Annotated in this window: 21 protein-coding genes; 17 read left to right on the top strand and 4 right to left on the bottom strand. The window is 62.1% G+C overall.

Annotated features, from left to right (window positions below):
• Positions 1–19 precede the first annotated feature (19 nt).
• The 4 genes from AC6IZO_RS01495 to pepE form a co-directional block, all read right to left on the bottom strand.
• On the bottom strand, positions 20–877 hold the full coding sequence (locus AC6IZO_RS01495; protein WP_497807277.1) for a flagellar motor protein MotB: 858 nt from the start codon (positions 875–877) through the stop codon (positions 20–22).
• 38 nt (positions 878–915) lie between these two features.
• A complete protein-coding gene (gene motA / locus AC6IZO_RS01490; protein WP_497807275.1) occupies positions 916–1,776 on the bottom strand; it encodes a flagellar motor stator protein MotA in 861 nt (286 codons plus the stop codon).
• The gene (locus tag AC6IZO_RS01485; RefSeq protein WP_497807273.1) at positions 1,767–2,690 is read right to left on the bottom strand and encodes a sensor domain-containing diguanylate cyclase; all 924 of its coding nucleotides are present in this window, start codon (positions 2,688–2,690) and stop codon (positions 1,767–1,769) included. The genes motA and AC6IZO_RS01485 overlap by 10 nt, the downstream gene beginning before the upstream one ends.
• A gap of 338 nt (positions 2,691–3,028) precedes the next feature.
• Complete coding sequence (pepE, locus tag AC6IZO_RS01480; protein WP_497807271.1) at positions 3,029–3,751, bottom strand: dipeptidase PepE; 723 nt, start codon at positions 3,749–3,751, stop codon at positions 3,029–3,031.
• Positions 3,752–4,133: 382 nt separating this feature from the next.
• Between pepE and AC6IZO_RS01475 the strand changes: the two genes are divergently transcribed.
• The 17 genes from AC6IZO_RS01475 to AC6IZO_RS01395 all read left to right on the top strand — a co-directional run bounded on the left by AC6IZO_RS01475 (position 4,134) and on the right by AC6IZO_RS01395 (position 22,495).
• Positions 4,134–5,519, top strand: coding sequence for a winged helix-turn-helix domain-containing protein (locus AC6IZO_RS01475; RefSeq protein ID WP_497807269.1), 1,386 nt, complete (start codon positions 4,134–4,136; stop codon positions 5,517–5,519).
• Positions 5,520–5,883: 364 nt separating this feature from the next.
• Positions 5,884–8,877: a PAS domain S-box protein gene (locus AC6IZO_RS01470; RefSeq protein ID WP_497807267.1), complete on the top strand. Its 2,994-nt coding sequence runs from the start codon at positions 5,884–5,886 to the stop codon at positions 8,875–8,877.
• Positions 8,878–8,880: 3 nt separating this feature from the next.
• Positions 8,881–9,567, top strand: a complete 687-nt coding sequence (locus AC6IZO_RS01465; RefSeq protein WP_497807265.1) for a response regulator — start codon at positions 8,881–8,883, stop codon at positions 9,565–9,567.
• Positions 9,564–10,202 carry a sensor histidine kinase gene (locus AC6IZO_RS01460; protein WP_497807263.1) on the top strand — a complete coding sequence of 213 codons (639 nt, stop codon included), beginning with the start codon at positions 9,564–9,566 and terminating at the stop codon, positions 10,200–10,202. The genes AC6IZO_RS01465 and AC6IZO_RS01460 overlap by 4 nt, the downstream gene beginning before the upstream one ends.
• Positions 10,203–10,266: 64 nt before the next feature.
• On the top strand, positions 10,267–11,454 hold the full coding sequence (locus AC6IZO_RS01455) for a sigma-54 dependent transcriptional regulator (protein ID WP_497807261.1): 1,188 nt from the start codon (positions 10,267–10,269) through the stop codon (positions 11,452–11,454).
• 122 nt (positions 11,455–11,576) lie between these two features.
• Positions 11,577–12,527 carry a sigma-54-dependent transcriptional regulator gene (locus AC6IZO_RS01450; RefSeq protein WP_497807259.1) on the top strand — a complete coding sequence of 317 codons (951 nt, stop codon included), beginning with the start codon at positions 11,577–11,579 and terminating at the stop codon, positions 12,525–12,527.
• Positions 12,524–12,883: a flagellar basal body rod protein FlgB gene (locus AC6IZO_RS01445; RefSeq protein ID WP_497807257.1), complete on the top strand. Its 360-nt coding sequence runs from the start codon at positions 12,524–12,526 to the stop codon at positions 12,881–12,883. Before AC6IZO_RS01450 ends, AC6IZO_RS01445 begins: the two co-directional genes overlap by 4 nt.
• Positions 12,880–13,323 carry a flagellar basal body rod protein FlgC gene (flgC, locus tag AC6IZO_RS01440; protein ID WP_497807255.1) on the top strand — a complete coding sequence of 148 codons (444 nt, stop codon included), beginning with the start codon at positions 12,880–12,882 and terminating at the stop codon, positions 13,321–13,323. The genes AC6IZO_RS01445 and flgC overlap by 4 nt, the downstream gene beginning before the upstream one ends.
• A gap of 18 nt (positions 13,324–13,341) precedes the next feature.
• Positions 13,342–13,641, top strand: a complete 300-nt coding sequence (fliE, locus tag AC6IZO_RS01435; protein WP_497807253.1) for a flagellar hook-basal body complex protein FliE — start codon at positions 13,342–13,344, stop codon at positions 13,639–13,641.
• Between the two features lie 11 nt (positions 13,642–13,652).
• Complete coding sequence (gene fliF / locus AC6IZO_RS01430; RefSeq protein WP_497807251.1) at positions 13,653–15,347, top strand: flagellar basal-body MS-ring/collar protein FliF; 1,695 nt, start codon at positions 13,653–13,655, stop codon at positions 15,345–15,347.
• Positions 15,344–16,366: a flagellar motor switch protein FliG gene (gene fliG / locus AC6IZO_RS01425; RefSeq protein ID WP_497807249.1), complete on the top strand. Its 1,023-nt coding sequence runs from the start codon at positions 15,344–15,346 to the stop codon at positions 16,364–16,366. Before fliF ends, fliG begins: the two co-directional genes overlap by 4 nt.
• Positions 16,341–17,027: a FliH/SctL family protein gene (locus tag AC6IZO_RS01420; RefSeq protein WP_497807247.1), complete on the top strand. Its 687-nt coding sequence runs from the start codon at positions 16,341–16,343 to the stop codon at positions 17,025–17,027. The genes fliG and AC6IZO_RS01420 overlap by 26 nt, the downstream gene beginning before the upstream one ends.
• Positions 17,027–18,325 (top strand): FliI/YscN family ATPase, encoded by a 1,299-nt coding sequence (locus AC6IZO_RS01415; protein WP_497809910.1) that lies wholly within the window; start codon positions 17,027–17,029, stop codon positions 18,323–18,325. The genes AC6IZO_RS01420 and AC6IZO_RS01415 overlap by 1 nt, the downstream gene beginning before the upstream one ends.
• Positions 18,325–18,810 carry a flagellar FliJ family protein gene (locus AC6IZO_RS01410; protein WP_497807245.1) on the top strand — a complete coding sequence of 162 codons (486 nt, stop codon included), beginning with the start codon at positions 18,325–18,327 and terminating at the stop codon, positions 18,808–18,810. Before AC6IZO_RS01415 ends, AC6IZO_RS01410 begins: the two co-directional genes overlap by 1 nt.
• A gap of 461 nt (positions 18,811–19,271) precedes the next feature.
• A complete protein-coding gene (locus AC6IZO_RS01405; RefSeq protein ID WP_497807243.1) occupies positions 19,272–20,912 on the top strand; it encodes a flagellar hook-length control protein FliK in 1,641 nt (546 codons plus the stop codon).
• Between the two features lie 11 nt (positions 20,913–20,923).
• Positions 20,924–21,232 (top strand): flagellar hook capping FlgD N-terminal domain-containing protein, encoded by a 309-nt coding sequence (locus AC6IZO_RS01400; RefSeq protein WP_497807241.1) that lies wholly within the window; start codon positions 20,924–20,926, stop codon positions 21,230–21,232.
• A gap of 3 nt (positions 21,233–21,235) precedes the next feature.
• Complete coding sequence (locus AC6IZO_RS01395; protein WP_497807239.1) at positions 21,236–22,495, top strand: flagellar hook protein FlgE; 1,260 nt, start codon at positions 21,236–21,238, stop codon at positions 22,493–22,495.
• Positions 22,496–22,584: the final 89 nt, after the last annotated feature.

Genomic DNA, 22,584 nt, shown 5'->3' with positions numbered 1-22,584 from the left:
CCCGCCATCAGCAGCGATGCTAATGCTTGGCGGGCGCTTCGCCATGTTCTGCGGGCTTGGACTCGCTCTTGCCGTGCTCACCCTCTTTGCCCTTGGCGGGCTCCTCTTCGTGTTTCGGCGCTTCCTTGCCCATCACGTGGTCTTCGCTCTCACTGCGGCGAAGGTATTGCACGATGAGCGAAATCCGTCGGTTGGAGGCATCGTTCGGATCGTCCTTCTTGCGCAACTCCTGATCGGCATAGCCGCGCACCTGCTTCACCTGGTCGGGACGCAACCCGGCCTGCATCATGATGCGGCGGCACATGTTGGCGCGGTCGGCGGAGAGTTCCCAGTTGCTGTACTCGCCCTTGCCGCTATAAGGCTTGGAGTCGGTGTGGCCCTCGATGGCAACTGTGTTCGGAATTTTGCCTATCTCCTCGGCGAGCTTCTTCATCAGGTCCACGCCGTTCTGCGTCGGGTGCGAGCTGCCAATGTCGAAGAACGTGCCCTTGTCGCTTTCCAGCAGCTCAATGCGCAGCCCCTCGCCGGTCACGGTCATTTCAACCTGATCCTTGATTTTGTCGAAGTTCGCCATCTTCTCGATGGATTTTTCGATCTCCTTCTTGATCTTCTCCATGTTGTCGGGCGTGGCGGTCAGGGCCTCTCCGTTGCCGCTGCCGCCAATGCCAACCTTGGTCGACGTGCCATTAGGGTCGCGGAAATAGCCGCCCACAGCCTCCTTCACTTCCTTGCTGCTGTTGAGCAGCCAGAGCACAATAAACAGCGCCATCATGGCGGTCACAAAGTCGGCATATGCAACCTTCCACGCGCCGCCGTGGTGCCCGCCGTGCGAGACCTTTTTCTTGATGATGATGGGCTGTTTTACGCCTTCCGACATGGCTTCCTCTCAGATTCGATCAGCTTCCGTTCAGCGGCTTACGCTCCTCCGCCACCTTTGCAGTACTTCTCCACTTCCTGAAAGCTGGGCCGTATGTTGCCAGGAATGACCCGCCGCGCCATTTCAATGGCCAGCAGCGGCGCCACGCCCTTGATGAAGGCAATGACCAGCACGCGCATCACGTTGTAGTAGGCATGCTCGTCGTCGACCATCTTGCTCATGTTCGAGGAGAGTGGCCCGAGGAATCCGTAGCAGAGCAGAATGCCGAGGAAGGTTCCCACCAGTGCGGCGGCCACCTTGTGTCCAATCTCTTCCGGCGGGCCGCCAATGGCGCCCATGGTGATGCAGACGCCGAGCACGGCGGCCACAATGCCAAGGCCGGGGAGTGAGTCCGCAACAGTGGTGAGCGCGCTCGAAGGCATGGCGGACAGGTGATGATGCACGTCCATGTCGGCCTCCATCATCTGCTCCACGTCGAACGGCTCCACGCCGCCGGTGATGGCCATGCGCATGGTGTCGCAGACAAAGTCGCGGGCGTGGTGGTCCTTCAGAAACTTTGGATACTTGGAGAAAACCTGGCTCTTGTCCGGCTCTTCAATGTCGGATTCCAGCGCCAGCAGCCCCTCTTTGCGGGCGCGGTTCAGCAGTTCGTACATCATCTTCAGAAAATCGAGATAGAGCTGCTTGTTGTAGGGCGAGCCCTTCAGCGCGCCAATCACGCCGCCCACCAGCTTCTTGATGACGTGCATCGGGTTGCCGATGAGCACGGTTCCGATGGCCGCGCCGCCGATGATGACCAGCTCGGCCGGCTGCACCAGCACGGCCAGCTTGCCGTGCTCCATCAGATATCCGCCCAGAATTGCGCCAATAACCACAATCGCGCCGATGATTACGAACATGGTTCCGCTCCCGCCAATCCGTTGCCCTCCGTTGGCGTCTCAGTCGCCGGAGCCGCGCCCTGCGCGGGCAGTTCAAGCCTCTCCAGCAGTGATTCCCAGGTGTCCCCGGCGTGGACCAGCACGCCATTGGCCTTCACGTTTACCGATGAATAGCCACCCCACCACGGAATGGCGGCCTGCGCCACCACGTTGCGGATGCGCTCACCCACGCGATGCAGCGAGCTGTCCGAGGCTTCATGCAACAACAGCATGAAGCCGTCCTCCTCCCAGCGCCCCAGAAGGTCCAGCTCGTGCAATTGCTCGTGCAAGGTTTCGGCAACCACCTTCAGGATGGTTTCACCAGCCTTCGCCCCTCGTTGCTCCACAAACTGGTGGAAGCTCTCCACGCGTATGTACATCAGCCCGAAAGCGCACTTGCGCCGCCCCGCCAACAGGGTGTGGGCAAGGGCGCGGAGAAAATCCCGCGTCAGCAGGCCGGTCACAGGATCGAATGCAGCTTCGCCCAGCCAGGGCGAACGCTCACGCAACGGATGCCGTGTCCGGCGGTTGAAGACCTGCGCCACACCCACCAGATGACCATCGTCATCACGCAGCGGCAGAATCCGGACAAACACCGCAAGCCGGTGCCCAGCCTTGTGACGCAGGTAAAGCTCTCTCATGCGGGGCTTGCCGTCACGTCGTACTTCGTCCATCACGCAGTGGCCACCGCAGCAGGCTCCCTCCTGGTGGCCGTCGCAGTGCACCAGGATGTTGTCACCACAACTCCGGCCAATCACTTCCTGGCGCAGAAAGCCGGTGATCTCCTCGGCCGCATGGTTCCAGTAGACGATCCTGCCATCCATTCCCTGTATGTAGACCCCGCTGCTCAGCCCCTCGACAATGCCGAAGAACATGGCGGGCAACACCACTGGCATAAAAAGACCTCGCACGTCTCATCGGCAGAGCCTGCGGGGAACCTGAATGGGAATTGCGGAACGGAACGCCGCACAGGAGCGAAGAGGAGACGCGCCGGGAAGCTCGCTCAGGCTGGGAACGTGGGCGGTAGCACTGTGTGAGGGAGCTTCAGGAAGGAAAGTATCGTGACTGCCGCAATCTGGCGCGAAAGCCGAGAATTTGTTGCTGATGGATCATGTCCAGGTGTCGCTGGCAACAGATTGCGCCAGGCATCTGCCTTTGGTTGTGTCCCCCGTACAGGGAGAGGGACACAACCGGCAGAAGATTGCTCAGGCCGTGCTTGCCGCGGAGGCTGAATCTACTCGGCGTTCAGGCGGGTGGGTGGCTGCACGTCATACGGCGCCACGGTGCGCTGGAAGATACGAGCGCCGCGCAGGCCGAGCAGATCGACGTGGCCATCTCGCACGCGCAACATGGCTCCCTCGCGCAGGCCGATGACCGGTGTCTCGTTCTCCTCCAAGTATTGGAGCAGGCGCTCCTCGCGGGTCTCGCCCATGTGGGTGGAGTTCGGGTCCGGGTCGACGTAGTGAGGGTTGATCTGCCAGGGAAAGACGTTGAGCGCGTTCAGCGTACGAGGCTCCACGATGGGCATGTCATTGGTGGTGCGGATGGTGGGGCCGGAGACGTTGCTGCCAGCGCTGGCGCCCATGTAGGGCATGCCCGCCAGCACACGTTCGCGGATGGCCTCCAACAGCCACTGCTCCTGAAGGGACTTCAGCAGTCGGAAGGTGTTCCCGCCACCGATGAAGATGGCTTCGGCAGAGGCCACGGCGGCACGGGGATCGGCCGCCTCATGCACCGAACGGCAGGAAATGCCCATACGGGCGAAGCGCTCGCGGGCCCTCGCAGAATAAGCGTCACGATCCAACAGAGCATAAGGCACGAAGAGAATCTCGCGCACGCCCTCAAGGTGCTCCCGCACCTGCGGCTCGGCGTGGTCGAGGTAACCGGTGCCATGCACCGTGGAAGTGCTGATGAGCAACAGGCGGACGCGGGGATCAGGTGTGCAGAAGTGCGGCATGTACAACAGGATAGCAACCAGCGACGGGGCTGCATACCACCCGTTCTTAAGTTGTTACGACTCTCCGGGACTATAAAAGGCGGGCCGCCGAAGCGACCCGCCTCCTAACCTGATGGAGCCGTCCTCCCCCAAGTCCGACCACATCAGCAGCAAGGATGAACCAAGCTGTACAGAACTTTGAGGCAGCATTGGGGACAGGACAAGAGGGTGCGAATGAATTCCGAATGAAATCTTTTGCCTCTGGAGGCGTCACGAATGGCTGTGGCAGACCACCAATAAGGTAACTGCATCCGTTTTGGGCAGGGCCGAGCCTCAATTCTCTTTTGGAAATCACCAAAGGAGAGGGGCCGTCTCAAAAGAGTCTTCAGGCAGGAGAATCCGGATGTCCGCAGCCGCCGCTAACCCGGAACCAGTACGCTATCGATTCGGTTCGTTTGTGCTCGACCTTGAATCCGAAATGCTGTTGGAAGATGGACAGCCGATTCCGCTACAGAACAAGCCATACCTTTTCCTGCAGGCCTTGGTGCGCCATGGCGGGCAGGTGGTCAACCGCGACGAGATGGCCCGCGTGCTCTGGCCAAACACCTTTGTGCAGGTGGACCAGGGATTGAATGCCGCCGTCCGTAAGGTGCGCTGCACGCTCCGCGATGACGCGCGGCGCCCGCATTACGTGGAGACGCTGGGCAGCCGTGGTTACCGCTTTGTGGCTCCGGTGGAAATTGTGGGCTGGAGCAACACCCCGATCTCAGCCGCAGCGGGGCCGATGGCCGTGGTCTCCCCGGCTCAGGATCTCTACGTCCGTGCGCGCTATCTGCTGGGTCAGCGTACGCCTGGCTCGGCCTGGCGCAGCGTGGAACTTCTGCGGCAGGCCATCACGCTGGATCCCAAGCACGCGCTCTCCTACGCCTGCCTGGCCGACGCTTATAACGTGCTGGGCACCATGCACCTCATGGTTCCCCATCTGGCCTTCGATCTGGCGCGGGATACGGCTCGCAGGAGCCTGGAACTGGATCCGGGGCTGGTTGAGGGGCTGGTTCCACTGGCGTGGTGTGCCATGGCGCTGGAACACGACTGGAGCCGCGCCCGGCTGCTGGCGAATGAGGCCCTGCGGCTAAATCCGCGCTATGCCCCGGCCTATAACCTGCTTGCCCACCTGGAGATGAGTTGCCAGCGCGCCCAGGAGGCGTTGGCTCTGGTGTGCCACGCCCGAACGCTCGATGCCCAGGTGCTGCCGCATAACCTGTTTCTGGCGCAATTTCTCTACTACTCCGGCGACTACGAAGGAGCGGTGGCCCAGGCGATCCATACCCTGGAGGTAAACCCCAGCGCCCTGACGGTACTCCCGGCATTAGGCTCCGCGTTGATACGGCTGGGCCGCACGGGTGAAGCCGTCGAGATGCTTTCGCGAATTCTGACCCACGAGGCTGACTGCTACCCCATGCTTCCCTGCCTGGCCCGGGCGCTGGCCGGCAACGGGCAGCGAGCAGAAGCCATTGCTCTGATGCACAAGGTGGAGCAGGAGAGCAGCCGCCGTCCGCCCTACTCCTACCTGATGGCACAGTCCTGGCTCACACTGGGAGAGCGCGAGGCAGCCGAACGATGGTTGCAGCGCGCCATTCTTGAGCGCAACCATCTGACTCTGTTCGTGCAGGTTGACCCAACCATGCGCGAGTTGCTCACCTTGCCGAGCCTGACGCAGTGGTTGCAGGGCCTGCGCAGAAACACGCAGACATCCGATCGGTCCACTTCCTTGAGCACCACCGCCTAACCGGCCAGAGGAGACTCAACCCGGGGGCAATGGCTGCCCCCGTAGGAGCCTGCCGCGGAGTCTTCCGAATCCGCCAGTGCTTGCCCCGGCACCCGAGGCTTGTTGCTTCCGTTCATCACTCTCAGAGTCGCTGCATTCAAAGCATTTGCACGGCTCGCTGTGCATTTTCCCGCTCCCTGTTCTTCCCGATTTTGCGAACGCTCCCGTTCGCGGAAGCAGTCGCACTTTCTCCCCCATTCCCGCACCTGAATTCCGCCGGGGCAAGTGCATTCTAAGAATTGTCTGAAATCGCCCGAAGCTGGCTGTCTGCCCACAAAGGCAGAGGTCCGGCGTGGGAGATTCCCGGGGGAATGTGGATCATCCGATGTCTCAGGTGCTCGAATCTTCGATTCTGCTTCAGGCATTCAAGCAGGCTTCCGCCCGGTTGCTATTGCTCGATCTTGATGGCGGCATTCTCCTGGCCAGCGAGCAACTGCGAAGAGTTCTCGCTGTTTCCGAAGAATCGAAGCTGGCCGGGCGTATCCAGGAATTTCTTTCCCCTGAGGACCTGCCGTCGTTCGAGCTGCAACTGGCCCAGTTCCGAACTGCGAGCCTCTCGCAGGGAGAGTTGGAATTGACCATTGTGGGGGCTGGGGGAGAGCTGACGCCGGTGTGCGCGGCACTGGAAAAGCTGGAAGGGCCACCACCGCGACTGCTCCTGACTTTCGAACTTCGGCAAGCGCCCCCTGCCAATGAACCCAGCCCACGTTCGGGCGAGCAGCGCTTCCGGCAGATGGTGGAAAGCAGCGACGAGCTGTTCTTCTACGAACGCGATGCCGAAAACCGCTTTACCTATGTCTCCCCGTCCGTCTTCAAGGTGCTGGGCGTGTCGCCGGAACGGATGATTGACCAGGTTCCGGAACATTTTGATTTCCGCATAACCGAATCAGCCCAGCAACATGACACCTGCACGCCGCATTCCCGTCAGGGGGTCTACGCGGCAACGGCGCGGCACACCCGCGGACACAAGATTGCGCTGGAATTGCTGGAGCATGAAACGACAGTCGATGGCGTGCGCCGCACCTTCGGGCTGGCCCGCGATGTAACCCAGCGCCAGTCCACGGAAGAACGGCTGCTGCTTTCGGACCAGATCCTCCAGAATGTGGACACGCTGGTTCTTGTCGCCAACGCCGACGGGTTGATTGTGTACTGCAGCCCGTCGATCACGCGCATCCTCGGCTATCAGCAAATGGAGGTCACCGGGTACGGCTGGTGGAGCAAGAGCTTCCGCAATGCGCTGGACCAGCGGAAGGCAGCCACGCATGCAGCCGAGCTTGCGACCGGGGTGCTCCCCACGCGCGACGACCTATGGGAGATGGTGATTCCGGATCACGCCGGACGCGCGCACTGGCTTCTGTGGCAGGAACGGCGCTGTGCCGGCGACCTGGTCATCTTCTGCGGACAGGACATCACCAACCGCCGGCAGACCGAACACGAACTTAGCAACCGCACCGAGCAACTGCACTCTCTGATCGAGAACAGCCCGATCGGAATCGTGGTCACCGACCTGGAAGGCCGCACGCTGTTAACCAACGCGGCATTTGAGCGGCTGTTCCGCTATTCGATCGACGAGCTGCAGAACCGCTGCGTGGACAGCCTGATTGTGCCTGAGTGGCTGCGCACGGAGGCCAACGCCGTCAACGCCGCACTGGACCGCCACGAGGTTGTGCGTATACAGACCAAGCGTCTGCGCAAGGACGGCGTGGAAATTGACGTGGAACTGCACGGCGTTCCACTCATTCACGACGGTGAGGTAATCGGCTGCTACGGCATGTATTCCGACGTAACCGACCGCGTGGAGGCACAGCGGGCGCTGCTCAAAAGCGAACAACAGTTGCGCGCCATCTTTGAGAGCGCCGTGGACGGCCTGTTCATCCTGGGGCGCGAGGGAACGTTCATGGAGGTGAACCCGGCGGGCGCCGCCATGACCGGCCGTGGACGAGAGGACATTGTGGGCCACTGTCTGGAGGACTTCAGCGTTGACGCGGGCGCGGCAGCCTCTCTGTGGCTCGACATGCAGCAAAGCGGGTGGGCGCGGGGAGAGCTGCAACTGATGTGTCCGGACGGCAGCACCCTTTACGCCGAGTGCACGCTCAAGGGAGAAATTCTTCCCGGCCTGCACCTGCTGATGACGCGCGACCAGACGCACCGGCGCGAACTTGAGGAACAACTGCGCCACTCGCAGAAGATGGAGGCCATAGGAAGGCTGGCCGGAGGCGTGGCGCACGACATCAACAACATGCTGACGGTCATACGCGGCTATTCGGAGCTGATGCTGCGCAAGCTGCCGCCGGAGCACCCGCTGAACCGTCATGCGGCAGGCATCGTCAATGCCGTCGACCGCTCGGTGCTGATCACCCAGCAACTGCTCGCCTTCAGCCGGCGGCAGGTCTTGCAGCCGCGCCCGCTCAATGTCAACCACATTGTCAGCGACATGAACAAGCTGATGCAGAAGCTGATTGGCGAGGACATTGAGCTGGTGCTGGAGTTGGCTCCCGAGTTGGGCGAGGTCACGGCGGACGGCGGGCAACTGGGACAGATTCTTCTGAATCTGGCGGTGAACTCGCGCGATGCCATGCCACGCGGCGGGCGCATCGTCATTGGCACCAGCAACGTCACGCTGCCGGAGCCGGCGATGAATCCTCACCTCCCGACCCAGCCGGGCGAGTATATCGCGCTCACCGTCAGCGACAACGGATGCGGCATGTCTCCGGAGGTGCAACAGCACATCTTCGAGCCGTTCTTCACCACGAAGGAACTTGGCAAGGGCACGGGGCTGGGGCTGGCGACCGTCTATGGCATTGTGCGGCAGAACCGCGGCTCCATCCTGGTGGAAAGCGAGCCGGACAAGGGCACAACGTTCCGCGTCTTCCTGCCGCGCACAGGGTTGCATCGCGGCCCCAAAGACAATGGGCAGACGCGCTCGGTGCAGCTTGGCATCCTGCTGGTGGAAACCAATGAGGCCTCACGCAACGCAATGAATGAGTTCCTTCGTCTCCAGGGGCACACCGTGTGGGTGGCCACCAGCCTTCAGGCGGCATTGGCGACGGCTTCCAACAACACCGAGTCCATACGCCTGCTGATCGCAGACTCGGAGCGCCCTGATTGCGCCGCGGAACTTCACTCGCTGCGCAGCCTGCTTCCGGGGATTCCCGCAATCCTGCTGGGGCCGGAAAAATCCGGCGACTACATTCGGCAGCAATTGCTCAAACCAACGGATATCTACATTTCGCGGCCTTTCCGCCTGGCGGAGCTGGCCAACAAGATCAAGGAGGTTTCCGCCAGTGCCGACACGCAGGACACGCTGGTGGATGCATAACGCATGCGCATTCTCGTGGTGGAAGACGACGCTCCCCTTGCAGGCTTTATCCGCAAGGGCCTGGAATCCGAAGATTACGCGGTTGATGTCGCCTACGACGGTGAGCAGGCCAACGCGATGGCCTGCGATCTCGACTACGACCTTGTGGTCCTCGACCTGAACCTGCCGAAGCTCGACGGCATTGGCGTGCTGCGCAATGTACGTCCGGCCAAGCCGCACCTGCCCGTGCTGGTGCTGACCGCTCGCAGCCGGGTGGAGGACCGCGTGCAGGCTCTCGATAGCGGAGCCGACGACTGCCTGAACAAGCCATTCTCGTACACGGAGCTTTCCGCACGCGTGCGCGCCCTGCTGCGCCGGGGACAGGCCACTGTCGACAGCGTCCTGCGTGTGGGCGACCTCTCACTGGATCGGGTGGAGCGCCGCGTGGAGCGCGCCGGACGAAGGATCGAGCTGACGGGCAAGGAATTCGCACTGCTTGAATACCTGATGCGCAACGCCGGACGAAGAATTACCCGCTCGATGATCATCGAGCATGTTTGGAACATCAACTTCGACACCACCACGAACGTCGTCGATGTTTACATCAACTATCTGCGCAAGAAGGTCGATGAGGGCGCGCCGCGCAAGCTGATCCACACCGTGCGTGGCGTGGGCTATGAATTGAGCGACCATCCGGCGGTGAACGCATGAGTCAGCCGGCATTCACCACGCCGGAGACCAAGGCGGCGTTTGCGAGCGAGGTCTTTCACACCCTGGCGCAACCGCTGACGGCGTTGCGCGGCACGCTGGAGCTTGCCCTGATGAAGAAGCTGGACGCGAAGGACATGCGCCAAGCTATGCAGGAGAGCATCAAGGCGGTGGACCGCACGATTGCCTCCCTGCGCTACGTGCGCGAACTGGCAGACGCGGAAGACCCCGGCAGGCCCACGCGCGTGAGCCTGAGCGATGCACTTAACCGCGCTCTTGACGACTTCCGCCCGGTGGCCGAAGAGATGGGCATATCGCTCACGGACGCACCACTGGCGGCGGTGATGGTTGAGGCCGATGCCACGCGGCTGGAGCATGCGCTGTTCCTGCTGATGGATGCGGCTTTCAGCTGCTCGCCCGCGGGTATACGGCTTGCGCAACAAGGCAGACGCTTTGTGCTGTACCTGCCTGGGGCCACACGGCTTCCGCTGAATGGCGCGCCGGCGCGCTCCGTGGAGCTGGCGCGAAGGATGCTGCAGGCCGCAGGATGCAACGTCATCGTGGAAGCAGCCGCCCTCATTCTGGAAGTGGGAGTCCCCAATGCGGAAGAGTCTCGGCCAAGCGGGAAAACACTTTAGTTTTCTCAACGCTTTCTAATCACCGTCTAATGACGGATTAATCTGAGCAGGTTATAAGACAGTTATGAACGCCGCCCTGATGCACGCACCCCAGTCACCGGTCACGGTGCTCGTCGCCAGCCCGAATATGCAGACGCGCCGTTCGGTGGCACTGCGGCTGCGTGCAGTCTCCTGCGTGGAGGAAGCGCATGGCGGCGCGGAAGCGCTGGCCAAGCTGGACTTCTGCGGTGCGCGCGTATTGCTGCTTGACCGTCATCTTCCCGATCTGGACTGCGGCGAGCTGGTGTCGATGGTCGAATCGCTGCATCCGAATGTGGAAGTCATCCTGATGGAAGATGAGAGCGGAGCCGTGAGGATCCCACCCGAACTGCGCGACAGCCCCGCCTATCGCCTTTGCAGTGAACTGGAGTACACGCGTGTCCTGCCGCCGGAGGCACTAGCCGTTGAATCACCGGTGTCTTTGCCACTTCCAACTCCGGACTCTGAGAGCACTCTGCCGGGAATGATTGGGTGCTGTGCCAGCATGAAGGAGATCGCGCGCCTGGTTCGCCTGGTGGCGCGCCGGAGCGCCGCAGTCATGATTACCGGCGAGACCGGGACCGGCAAGGAGCTGATTGCGGAAGCCTTGCACACGCTCAGTCCAAGGGCCGACAAGCCATTTGTCACCGTCAACTGTGCCGCCATTCCCGAACCACTATTGGAAGCCGAACTATTCGGATACGCGCGCGGTGCCTTTACAGGCGCGGTGCAGTCGCGAGTGGGCAAAGTACACGCAGCGCATGGTGGCACCATCTTCTTTGATGAAATTGGCGAAATGCCTCTGAACCTGCAGGCCAAGCTGTTGCGCTTTCTGGAAAATGGCGAGGTGCAGCGGCTCGGGACCTCTGACATCTTCCGCGTAGACACCCGCGTGGTTGCAGCTACCAACATTCACTTGGAAGAGCGTGTGGCGCAGGGTGAATTCCGCGAAGATCTCTATTTCCGCCTGACGGTCTTCCCCATCGACCTGCCTCCGTTGCGGCAACGCGGCGAGGACGTACTCCTGCTGGCGCGGCACTTCCTCAGCATCAATGCAGAACACGCGCAGCGTCTCTCTCCTGGCGCTGAAGCGGCACTGCGGCAGCACGACTGGCCGGGCAACGTACGCGAACTGCGTCACGTAATGGACCGCGCGGCCATTCTCTCCGATGGCGCCCCTTCGATCGAGACTGAGCACATACGCATCCGGAAGCTGCCGCGCAACCCGCGTTAGAGCGCTCTCAGCACCTGCGGCAGATCTGCTCTCCGCCAACGGCCAGCATTTTCCTACCGCCTCAGAGACTTCTCACCCAAACCGGCAAAAGGTGGCAACTGGCGTGCAGTCTCACCCGGCGTATGCTGCCTATTCAGACAAAAGAGGCCGGATTCGATTGGAGCAGCTATCCAGAATTCATTGGCAGCTCCGCAGCGCTGCTCGTGGTGCTTTCCCACGCGCGGCAGATGATTCATGAACGTATCCCCATCCTGATTGAAGGCGAAGCAGGCACAGGCAAGAAGCTGCTCGCACGCTTCCTGCACTGGCACAGCACACGGCGCAATCACCGCCTCATAGCTCTGCCCTGCTTCGGGCTCAGTGAAGCCCGGCTGCAGGACGAACTGTTCGGCTTCCGCCGCCCGCAGGCCGCCGCGCAATCCCAGGGTCGCCAAGGCATGCTCGCTGAAGCCGTGAACAGCACGCTGGTGCTGGAAGAGGTTGGAGCGCTGCCACTGCAACTCCAGATGCAGTTACTGCAGGAGCTTTCGGCGCGCCTTGCAGAGGACGATGCAACTCATGCCTCCACCGCGCCACTGCTGATTGCCACCACTGGTGTGGCCATTCCGCAGCTGGTGCACGCTGGCCGTTTTCTGCCGGAGCTGGCGCACCTGCTCGCATTTAACTCACTTACCATGCCGCCGCTGCGGCAGCGACGCGATGACATTGCACCGCTGGCGGAGCACTTTCTCCGCACCTCGCACCGTGGGCGCATCCCGCAGTTCTCCATCGACTTCCTCTTCGGACTTGAGAACTACGATTGGCCGGGGAATGTGGCGGAACTTGCCGGAGCGATGCGCCGGCTTGCTTACCGCACCAGCGCCGAAGTTCTCACCGAAGTTCACTTAGACATTGCACTACCGCTGCATCGCGCCGGTCTCTCGCTGCGGGAAGCCGAGCGCCGACTGCTTGAGTCGGCGTTGCTCTCGACGGCGGGCAACCGCACCAAGGCCGCGGAAATGCTGGGCGTGAGCGTACGCACGGTGCGCAACAAAATACGCGAATTTGGGCTGCCACCCCGGAGGCACGCATGAGCATCGTCGACACGCAACTGACCAACCTGCTCGGGCGTTACCTGGACTTGGCGGCCGCGCGACAGGGCGTGGTGGCCAACAACATTGCCAACCTTGACACGCCAGGCTACAAGGCGCGCGACACCAACTTTGGCGAGCAGTTGAAGACATTGATGAATGATGAGCCGCCCACGAGCCACCCTCGCGTGGTGGAGGTGCCGGGGCTGATCGAGCGTCCCGATGGCAACAATGTGAGTCTTGACCGTGAAGGCCTGCTGCTGGGCCAAACGCAGTTGCAATTCCAGACCGGAGTGGAACTGCTGCGGGCACAGCTCAAGCAGATTGCAACGGCAATCAAGGAAGGCGGCGCGCAATGAACCTGTTCGGAGTCATGCAGGTCAGCGGTTCGGCGTTGGGCGCGGAACGGCTACGCGCGGAGGTGGTGGCCAGCAACATGGCCAACGCCGAGAGCACGCGGACGCCCGAAGGCGGCCCATACCAGCGCAAACAGGTGGTGTTCGAGAGCGCGGGTCCGAAGTTTCAACTGGCGCTGGCCGCCGCGAGAGGCAGCAACGCCAATGCCGCGCTGAGCGGCGTGAAGGTGCAGTCCGTGGTGGCGGATCAGACGCCGCCGGTGATGCGCTATGAGCCGGGGCACCCCGATGCGGACGCCAACGGCTACGTCGCCTACCCGGCCATCAACCCCGTGGTGGAGATGACCGACATGATGAGCGCGATGCGTTCCTACCAGATGAACGCCGCCGCCATCAGCTCAGCCAAGCAGATGATCCAGCAATCGATCGACATCCTGAAGTAGCAACCAGCGAGGACCAGCATGAGCATCCCATCCATACAGGGCACCGCCGCATTCACACCGCTGACGAACATTGCGGCGCCAGCGGCAGCCGAGAACAGCACGGGCTTTCTTGACACGCTGGGCAGCGCCATCCGCGCCACCGGTAAATCGCAGGCCGAGGCGGAGCAGAAGGTGAAGGAGATGCTCAGCGGCGGAGGGCAGGACGTACACGCCGCCACGCTGGCTGTGGAACAGGCTAACCTCTCGTTTGAGCTGATGGTGCAGGTGCGCAACAAGGTCATCAGCGCCTACCAGGAAATCTCCCGACTGCAGTTCTAGGTTGAAGTGACATGGCGGAAACAGCGATCACCACGACCACGCAGCAACCGCTGGCCCAGGCCAGGGAGTTTGTGCGCAGCCTGACCTTGCGGCAGAAGCTCCTGCTGGGCGGCGGCGCGCTGGCCGTGGCTGCAACGCTTCTGATGTTTGTGCTTTTGACAGGCAAGAGCGAAATGAAGCCTCTCTACAGCGGCATGGAGCCCGCCGAGGCGCAGGCGTTGGTGGCGCGGTTACAGGCGAAGAAGATCGAGGCCAAGCTGACGCCGGACGGATCCGGTGTGCTGGTGCCGTCTGACAAGCTGGATGCCGCGCGGCTCGAAGTGGCCTCGCAGCCTTCCCCTCACAGCGGACGCATGGGCTTTGAGCTGTTCGACAAGAACAACTGGGCCTCAACCGACTTTGACGAAAAGGTGGCCTATCAGCGTGCGCTCGAGGGAGAGCTGGAGCGCACCATTGCCACAATGAATGGAGTGGAGGCCGTGCGCGTGCACATCACGCAGCCACCCGACTCGATCTTTGCCGGCAAGGAGCAAAATGCGAAGGCCGCCGTAATCCTCAAGCTGAAGAGCGGCCGCATCACCTCGCCCATGCAGGCCTCGATTGCGCGGCTGGTGGCGGGCTCCGTCGACAAGCTGGCGCCCGAAGCCGTGACCGTGGTGGACGCCAACACCAACCGAGCCATGCAGCTCAACACAGACCCAACGGTGGATGCCGACGGACTCTCCGCCAACGAGGTGCTGGCACAGCGTCTGCAGAAGACGATTGAGCCGGTGGTGGGTGCCGACCACGTGCGCACCTCCGTGCAGGTGCAATATGAAAACGGACTCTCCGAGGAGAACCAGGAAGTCTTCGAGCCGAACAGCGCGGTCGCCATCAGCGTGCAGAAGTCGGAAGAAATGAGCGTGGCGCAGAACAGCGGCGGGCCGGTGGGCACGGCAAGCAACCTGCCGAACAAGAACGGGCAGACGGCGGTGACGCAGCAGCCGCAGACTCAATCATCCTCAAAGACCGAGAACAGCCAGTTTGTGGTGAACAAGCTGGTGCGCCACGTGGCGCGCCCCGCCGGAGGCATCAAGCGGCTGACAGCGGCGCTACTGATCGACGATGAAATCCTTTACGAGAGCAAGAACGGCCAGGTAACGGAGAAACGCCAGAAGCGCTCCGCGGAACAATTGAAGCAGATTGAGGAGCTGGCCAAGGCGAGCATCGGCTTTGATGCCTCACGCGGCGACAGCATCTCCGTGCAGAACATCAGCTTCATGCTGCCTCCGCCGGAGACGGTCACTGTGCCCACCAAGTCGGAAAAGGTTCGCAAGGTGGTCTCCCAGTACGCCACCGCCATCCGCGTTGTCAGCCTGCTGCTGATCTTCCTGCTTGTCTACTTCCTTGTGCTGCGCCCGATCAAGAAGCAGATCATCGTCGCGTTCGGCGGACCCGCCGGGAGGGAAAAGAAAGGCAAGAAAGACAAGAGCGGAACAGCAGAAGGCACTGCGGCAATTGCAGGCGCGACCGCTGCAGACGGCACGGCCCTTCCCGCTGGACACCCCGCGCTCGAAGAGGAAGAGAACCTGCTCGTGCTTCCCGAGGTTGAGCCCGGCGTGAAGCGCAGCGCGCAGCTTCGGCGGCAAATCACGGACAAGGTACGCGACAAACCAGCGGCATCCGCACAGCTGATCCAGACCTGGTTGAGGGAAGGCAAGAAATGACCGCCACACTCACAGACGAAGTCACCGGAGTGCGCAAGACCGCGATCCTGATGGTGCTGCTTGGCGAGGAAGTTGCGTCGATGATCTACAAGCATCTGGGGGCCAACGAAATTCAGGACATCACAGCGGAGATTGCCGAGCTGCCGCAGATTTCGCCCGACCTTGCAACCACCATTCTGGAGCAGTACTGGGGACTGACGCTGACCAGCGAGTACCTCTCCACCGGCGGCCGCGAATATGCGCGACGACTGCTGGTAAAGGCCTTTGGCGATGAAGCGGCGCAGAGCATGCTGGAGGCCGTGAGCCGTGCACAGGAACTGAGCGCCAGCAAGCTCGACTCCTTGCAGAAAGCCGACCCGCAGCAACTCGCAAAGTTTGTGGAAGGCGAACATCCGCAGACGGTCGCGCTCATCCTCGCGCACCTGGACGCAAAGCAGGCTTCCGCGCTGTTGATGAAACTGCCGGAGGAGAGCCGCGCGCAGGCCGTGCGAAGACTGGCCGAGTTGCGCCAGTTCTCGCCCGAGATGGCGCAAAAGGTTTCGCAGGTGCTGCACAAACGCATGCAGGCCCTCGGCGAGCAGAGCCGCCGCGCCTACGCCGGATTCAAGGGCGTCGCCGACCTCCTGAACCGGATGGAGCCTTCGGCGGGCAAGGTCATCCTCGAACTGATTGAGCGCGATGACTCGAAGCTCGCCATGAGCATTCGCAACCTTATGTTCACCTTTGACGACCTGCTGGGCGTGCCGGAGACGGGCATCCGCGAGCTGCTGACGCAGGTGGACAAGAAAACGCTGGCAACTGCCTTGAAGGGCGCGCCCGAACAGTTGAAGATGCACCTGTTCAAATCCATGTCTTCGCGTGCGGTGGACATGCTGAAGGAAGACATGGACGCGCTCGGGCCGATCCGCGCGCGTGACGTGACCAAGGCCCAGCAGGAGTGCGTGGCGCTGGCGCGCAAGCTGGAAGCGGAAGGCAAACTCCAGTTGAAGCAGGATGGCGAAGATGAGTTTACCGTCTGACATGGCGCCGGAAAACGATGTGCGGCTCTTTCAGTACGCCGACCCGCTGGAGTCGCGGGAGCAAGCGGGTGCGGCGCAGTCGGCGGAGAGCACGCCCGCCGAAATGCAATCCGCGTCGCCCGATCTCGATGCCGAACGCGTCGAGGCCTATGAGCGTGGTCGGCAACAGGGACTGCGCGAAGCGCAGGACGCACTGCAGCAGCGCTACGACGAACAACTGCAAACGGCCAGAACGCAGATTCAGCAGGCCGTGCAGGAATTCACAGCCGAGCGTCACCAATATTTCGAGCATGTGGAGCGCGAGGTAGTGCAGTTGGCGCTCTCGATTGCACGTCGCGTGCTGCATCGCGAGGCGCACGTCGATGACCTGCTGCTGGCGGGGATGGTCCGCGTCGCTTTGGAGCAATTGGAAGATAAGACGCGCGTGCGGCTTCTCGTGCGGCCGGAGCGGATTGAAGCCTGGCGCCGATTGGAATGGGCCAGCACGGCTGCAGTGGAGTGGGTCGGCGACAACACGCTCAGCGACGACGTTTGCCGTCTTGAGACCGACCTCGGCACCACGGAAATTGGCATTGAACCACAACTAAAAGAACTCGAGCAGGGACTCTTCGATCTGATGGACCACCGCCCGTCCGGCAAAAGCCTGCAGGTGGTGCAGTGATGCTGGAGCATTATCTGCGCGCCGTGGACACAGCGCCTCTCACGCGCTGGCATGGCCACGTTACAAACGCGACCGGCATGCTCATCGAATCGCAGGGCCCGTTCTGCGCACTGGGGGAGTGCTGTGAAATCTCTACATCGGATGGAACGGTCTTCCCTGCCGAGGTTGTCGGATTCCGCGGCAACACGGTGCTGAGCATGCCGTTGGGAGAAGCGCACGGCATACGCTACGGCGACCGCGTCGCCACCTGCGGGCTGCGGCCGATGATTCCCGTTGGCGACGCACTGCTGGGGCGCGTGATTGATGCAACGGGCGCACCGCTGGATCACCGTCCGCGACCACGCTGCGACGCTTCTGTAGCAGTGGAGGCCTTCGGTCCCGCGCCGATGCAACGCCCGCCGATCAAGCGAGTGCTCGGCACCGGCGTGCGCGCCATCGACTCATTCCTCACCTGTGGACGCGGCCAACGCATCGGCATCTTTGGCGGAAGCGGCGTAGGCAAAAGCACGCTGATTGGCATGATGGCGCGCGGCACCGCCGCCGATCTGACAGTGGTTGCACTGGTGGGCGAACGCGGCCGAGAGGTGCGCGAGTTTCTGGAAGACGGACTTGGCGAGGAAGGACGCCGCCGCTCCATTGTCGTGGTATCCACCTCCGACCAGTCGCCGCTGTTGCGGCTGCGCGCAGCCATGGCAGCGACCGCGATCGCCGAACACTTTCGTGCACGCGGCAAACATGTGCTGCTGGTGCTCGACTCGATTACGCGCTTTGCCATGGCGCAGCGCGAAATCGGGCTTGCATCCGGCGAGCCGCCCACCGCAAAGGGCTACACGCCATCGGTCTTTACGCTGCTGGCCCGCCTGGTTGAACGCGCCGGAACACTGGAAGCAGGAAGCATCACCGCCTTCTACACGGTACTGATGGAGGGCGACGATCTGATGGACCCCATCGTGGACAGCGTGCGCAGCCTGCTCGACGGACATCTTGTGCTCGATCGCCGCTTGACCTCGCAGGGACACTATCCTCCCATCAACATTCTGGAGAGCCTGAGCCGGCTGATGCCCGCCGTCAGCCGGCCAGAGCATCTCTTCAAGGCGCAGGCGTTGCGTGGTCTGCTGGCGGCCTACACGCGCTCGGAGGATTTGTTGCGCATTGGCGCCTACCAGCGCGGAGCGGATTCCGAGTTGGACCGCGCCGTGGAAGTGGTACCGCGCATCCAGAAGTTTCTGCGTCAGGATGCGCTTGAAATCGCACGCTTCGATGAGTCCGTCGCCGCGCTGCTGAAGCTGCCAGCCTGATGCCATTTCGCTTTCCACTTGAGACGTTGCGCCGCGTGCGTTCGCTGTTGGAGCAGACGGAGCGGCGTGCGCTGGAACGCGCCATTTCTGCACGGCAGCAGCAACAGCGTCTCATTGGTTCCGCTGACCAATGGCTGCTGCAAACCCGTTGCAATCTCCACGCCGCGCTGCAGCAGACTGTCAGTTCTGCCGAGCTCAACTGGGCAGAAGAGCGCGTGGCTGGGATGTTGAGTGCGCGTGAGGCCGCTGAGCAGCGCCTGTTGCAATTGCAGGACGAAAACAACAAGGCATTGCAGACCTACCTGGCAGCGCGCCGAAGATTGGAAATTGTTGAGCATTTGAAAACCGAGCAGCGGACGAAGTACGAAAAACAGACCGCTCGTTCCCTGCAGGAGCTTCTCGACGACCTCTACCTGGCAAAGATTGCCCGCGAACGCGCAGCAGAACGGACCACTGCGGCAACTTCTGCCCACGAAAATCGTTAATCGAAAGTGGTGCCCAACGTGCATCAGCAATGGGCGTGAGCACCGCGACCATCCAGTTCGAGCCAGTGGCAACCCAGGCCCCAACCGTTGCGCCATCGTGCACGAGCATTCCGAGCCACAGCTTCTCCAGTGCGCTCGATGGCGCACAGAAAGCCGGAGCAGCGGATGCCTCGACGAGTGCGGAGACGGCGCGTGAGACGGCGAACTCCACGCCAGTCACAACGGAAACCGAGCCCCGCCCCCGCGTTCAGGCGCAAACACCGCACGCCTCGCGAATTCGACGTGCAAACACCGGGCCTTCTTCCCGCGAACCTGCGGCACCGGAGCAGCAAAACGATTCTATGGCGCAGCCGTTGCCGCCGCCCCAGGGGAAGTCAGATGCTCAGGCCCCATTGCAACTATCGGCAAGCTCCGCGGTGACACAGGAGTCAGCCGCCGCCGCGGCCCACAACGAGTCGGACATGGGAGCCATTGCCCCAACTGAGCAGATGGCGGCCTCCGTGGTTTCCGCTCTGACCGTTGCAAACCTGCCGATTACGGATGGCAGCTCCGCATCGAGCGAGCCGAAGCCTTCTGCCGAGAAGTGTGACAGTAGGAACGGCGGAACATTACGCGGCTTGCAGAAGCCGTCTCGCGAAACGGCGAGCACAGAGAGTGCTCCCGAGCACATGGTGGCACCCGTTGTTGCCCGGGCGCAGGTGGCTGAGCATGCGAGCGTGAATTTCACGGGGTCCGTCAGTTCGGCACAACCACAATTGAGCGCCGTAGCCGCCGTGCCTGTTCGCACTCAGACCACGAACGCGACAGCCACGGCGGCAGCAGGCGCGAAGACTGACAGCGTAAGCACTGAGCCGGTCACGCCCGGAACCTCCGAAGCAACCACTTCCCGCTCGACCCGCAGCATCGCGCCCCAACATCCTGCACAGAACGCACCTGATTCCATTGACGACTTGGACACGGAAGAGGAGACCACAGTCTCGCCCTTCTCGCTTTCCACAGCTTCGGAAGCATCCGCCTCTTTGCCGACAGCCCCCGTAATCGCGGTCCGCAAAGCAAGCAGAGTAACCGAGGCAGGAGATACGCCGAAATCTGCCCAGGCCATTTCCGGAGCGGACATCGCAACACCTGAGGTTGCGACCGAAGAAACCGGCCAGAAGCAGCCGTTCGCAGCGTCCGCAGCCTCACCGGTTGAGCACACGCCGGCGCTGGCTCTTGTTGGCTCACCGCGGTCACAGTCCTCGACCTCAGCATCGGCTCAAGGCACGGCCTCAGCGCAGCCTGGGGCGGTCGGCGGCGGGGCCGAACCGAAGACCCATGCAACCAGGCGGGACGATACTACGGCTTCCACCACGCACAAGAGCACGGGAACAGCGCCCGCGCAAGCGGTGCCAGCCACCACACGAGTCTCCGGCACCTTCGCAAAACTCGACGATGTTCACCCTAACGACAACCTGCCAAACGATTCCGTCGCCCCAGCGGCGGGGGTGGCTTCCCCGCCTGCCACGCGCCCGATAGAGGCCGCGCATGCGGCTGCCGACCAGAGCCATGCGATTGGGCAGGCCGCACTGTCGATGAACTTCGCGGCACTTTCCATCGCGAACGCAACACAGTTGTCAGCAGAGTTGCCGGACTTGCAGGTTGCGGCGGAATCCGCCGCAGCGTCTCGAACGGTTGAATCCCAGCAGTATCCACAGGTGGTACACGACGCCCGGCTGGTGCAGCAGGCAACCGGTGGCGAGTGGAAACTCGGCTTGCAGGTGCCGGAGATGGGCCGCGTGGAGATCCGCACGACCCTGCGCGACGGCTCCACGCAGGCGCAGATTGCGGTAGAGCGCGAAGACATGCATCGCGTGATTGCCGCCAACCAGGTGGAGCTGGGCAACACGCTGGCCCGGCACCAGGTGGAATACACCGGCGTCTCACTGATGGAGTCCTCCGCACAGGGGAGTGGCTCCGGCGGTCAACCGCAGTGGCAGCGCCCTGCTCAGACCGCCGCGCAGGACAGTTCGGCGACACTGCACCAAGGCATCCATTTCAGCAAGCAGGGAGCGCGTTTGCCGCAACCTGCGCACGGAGGCGCGAGCCTCAATGTTCTGGCCTGAGGAGGCAAGGAATGAGCATCACAGCCATTAACACGAACGCCGCTTCGCCCACTGCGAATGCAAACTCCGCATCTTCTTCCTCGTCCGCCGGCAGCAGTTCGGCGCAGAGCCTGCAGGACGAATTCATGACGCTGCTGACCACGGAGTTGAAAGTGCAAGACCCGACTTCGCCGATGGACCCAGGCCAGATGGTTGATCAACTCACGCAGTTCAACATTCTGAACCAGGTGGCGCAGATCAATCAGTCGGTGCAGAACACGCTCGGCACCGGCAGCGGTTCCACCACAACCGGCAACACCAAGACAAACGCACTGGAGTAAACGATGCCTGACTTCTCAATTCCGCTTTCCGGCCTCACGGCAAGCTCGACCGCGCTGTCGACGATCTCCAACAACCTCGCGAACCTGAACACGATCGGCTACAAGGAAGCGCGCGTGGAATTCAGCGACCTCGTGTACCAGTACCTTGGAGCCAGCGGCAACGGGAACCCGATGCAGTTGGGCGCGGGCACGCAGGTCAGCGCCATCGACTCGAACTTCAAGAGCGGCAATGTGGAGACTACCGGGGTCTCCACCGACGTTGCCATCAGCGGCAATGGATTCTTTGTACTGAAGAACCAGGGCGGCTATCTCTATTCGCGCGCCGGAGATTTTTCGGTCGATAGCGAAGGCTACCTCGTTGCCAGCGATGGCTCCCTGGTGATGGGCTATACGGCAACGAATGGCGTAGTGGACCCGAACAGCGGCATCGGACCGCTGCAGGTCGGCAAGGGACAAATCAGCCCGCCCAACCCCACAACCGAAGTGCAGTTGAAGACGAACCTCGATTCGTCCGCCAAGACAACAGATACCGCCTACACCACGCCGGTCACGGTCTATGACTCGCTCGGCAACAGCCACGTGCTGACCTTCTCATTCTCTAAGACGGCGTCGAATACCTGGTCGTACACCGTATCGATTCCGAGCAGCGACGTTACCGGCGGCACGGGCAGCAGCACCACGGAGTTGTCCGGAACCTTCAACTTCGACGGCAATGGCAACCTTGTGATGCCCACCGACGCCTCCGGCAATACGCTTACCCAGCTGCCCATTACGCTCTCCACACTCTCGGATGGCGCCAATGATCTGACCTTCAACTGGAGGTTGCAGGACACCAGCGGAGGCGGCATGCTGACGCAACTGGCATCGGCCAGCAGCACCGCCAGCACCTATCAGGACGGCTACGCAAGCGGCACACTGCAGGACTTCACCATCACCGGGGATGGCACCATCCAAGGCTCGTTCTCGAACGGGACAAAAGTCCTCGGCCAGATAGTGCTGGCAAACTTTGCCAACACGCAGGGTCTTACGCGCGCCGGCGGCAGCAACTTCACGGCATCACTGGCGTCCGGCCAGGCTGTGATCGGCGCGCCCGGAACGAGTGGGCGTGGATCGCTCTCTGGTGGATCGCTGGAAAATTCCAACGTCGATATTTCCACCGAGTTTTCCAAGCTGATCATTGCGCAGCGCGGCTTCGAGGCAAACGCGAAGGCCATCACCACCTTTGACGAAGTGATGCAGGACACTATCCAGCTCAAACGGTAATCTGTGCGGCTCCGCCGGGTGCGCATCCGGCGGAGCTTTCTTAACCCGCTCTCATAAGACTCCGCTAATCCTCACCTTCTGCGTCGACG

The organism is Oryzophilus luti, assembly GCF_059726245.1.
This window is presented reverse-complemented; position numbering and strand designations above follow the sequence as displayed.

Coding starts and splice junctions, on each gene's coding strand:
- AC6IZO_RS01495 (WP_497807277.1), bottom strand. CDS start 877: ATGTCGGAAGGCGTAAAACAGCCCATCATCATCAAGAAAAAGGTCTCG.
- motA (WP_497807275.1), bottom strand. CDS start 1,776: ATGTTCGTAATCATCGGCGCGATTGTGGTTATTGGCGCAATTCTGGGC.
- AC6IZO_RS01485 (WP_497807273.1), bottom strand. CDS start 2,690: ATGCCAGTGGTGTTGCCCGCCATGTTCTTCGGCATTGTCGAGGGGCTG.
- pepE (WP_497807271.1), bottom strand. CDS start 3,751: ATGCCGCACTTCTGCACACCTGATCCCCGCGTCCGCCTGTTGCTCATC.
- AC6IZO_RS01475 (WP_497807269.1), top strand. CDS start 4,134: ATGTCCGCAGCCGCCGCTAACCCGGAACCAGTACGCTATCGATTCGGT.
- AC6IZO_RS01470 (WP_497807267.1), top strand. CDS start 5,884: ATGTCTCAGGTGCTCGAATCTTCGATTCTGCTTCAGGCATTCAAGCAG.
- AC6IZO_RS01465 (WP_497807265.1), top strand. CDS start 8,881: ATGCGCATTCTCGTGGTGGAAGACGACGCTCCCCTTGCAGGCTTTATC.
- AC6IZO_RS01460 (WP_497807263.1), top strand. CDS start 9,564: ATGAGTCAGCCGGCATTCACCACGCCGGAGACCAAGGCGGCGTTTGCG.
- AC6IZO_RS01455 (WP_497807261.1), top strand. CDS start 10,267: ATGAACGCCGCCCTGATGCACGCACCCCAGTCACCGGTCACGGTGCTC.
- AC6IZO_RS01450 (WP_497807259.1), top strand. CDS start 11,577: ATGCTGCCTATTCAGACAAAAGAGGCCGGATTCGATTGGAGCAGCTAT.
- AC6IZO_RS01445 (WP_497807257.1), top strand. CDS start 12,524: ATGAGCATCGTCGACACGCAACTGACCAACCTGCTCGGGCGTTACCTG.
- flgC (WP_497807255.1), top strand. CDS start 12,880: ATGAACCTGTTCGGAGTCATGCAGGTCAGCGGTTCGGCGTTGGGCGCG.
- fliE (WP_497807253.1), top strand. CDS start 13,342: ATGAGCATCCCATCCATACAGGGCACCGCCGCATTCACACCGCTGACG.
- fliF (WP_497807251.1), top strand. CDS start 13,653: ATGGCGGAAACAGCGATCACCACGACCACGCAGCAACCGCTGGCCCAG.
- fliG (WP_497807249.1), top strand. CDS start 15,344: ATGACCGCCACACTCACAGACGAAGTCACCGGAGTGCGCAAGACCGCG.
- AC6IZO_RS01420 (WP_497807247.1), top strand. CDS start 16,341: ATGGCGAAGATGAGTTTACCGTCTGACATGGCGCCGGAAAACGATGTG.
- AC6IZO_RS01415 (WP_497809910.1), top strand. CDS start 17,027: ATGCTGGAGCATTATCTGCGCGCCGTGGACACAGCGCCTCTCACGCGC.
- AC6IZO_RS01410 (WP_497807245.1), top strand. CDS start 18,325: ATGCCATTTCGCTTTCCACTTGAGACGTTGCGCCGCGTGCGTTCGCTG.
- AC6IZO_RS01405 (WP_497807243.1), top strand. CDS start 19,272: ATGGGAGCCATTGCCCCAACTGAGCAGATGGCGGCCTCCGTGGTTTCC.
- AC6IZO_RS01400 (WP_497807241.1), top strand. CDS start 20,924: ATGAGCATCACAGCCATTAACACGAACGCCGCTTCGCCCACTGCGAAT.
- AC6IZO_RS01395 (WP_497807239.1), top strand. CDS start 21,236: ATGCCTGACTTCTCAATTCCGCTTTCCGGCCTCACGGCAAGCTCGACC.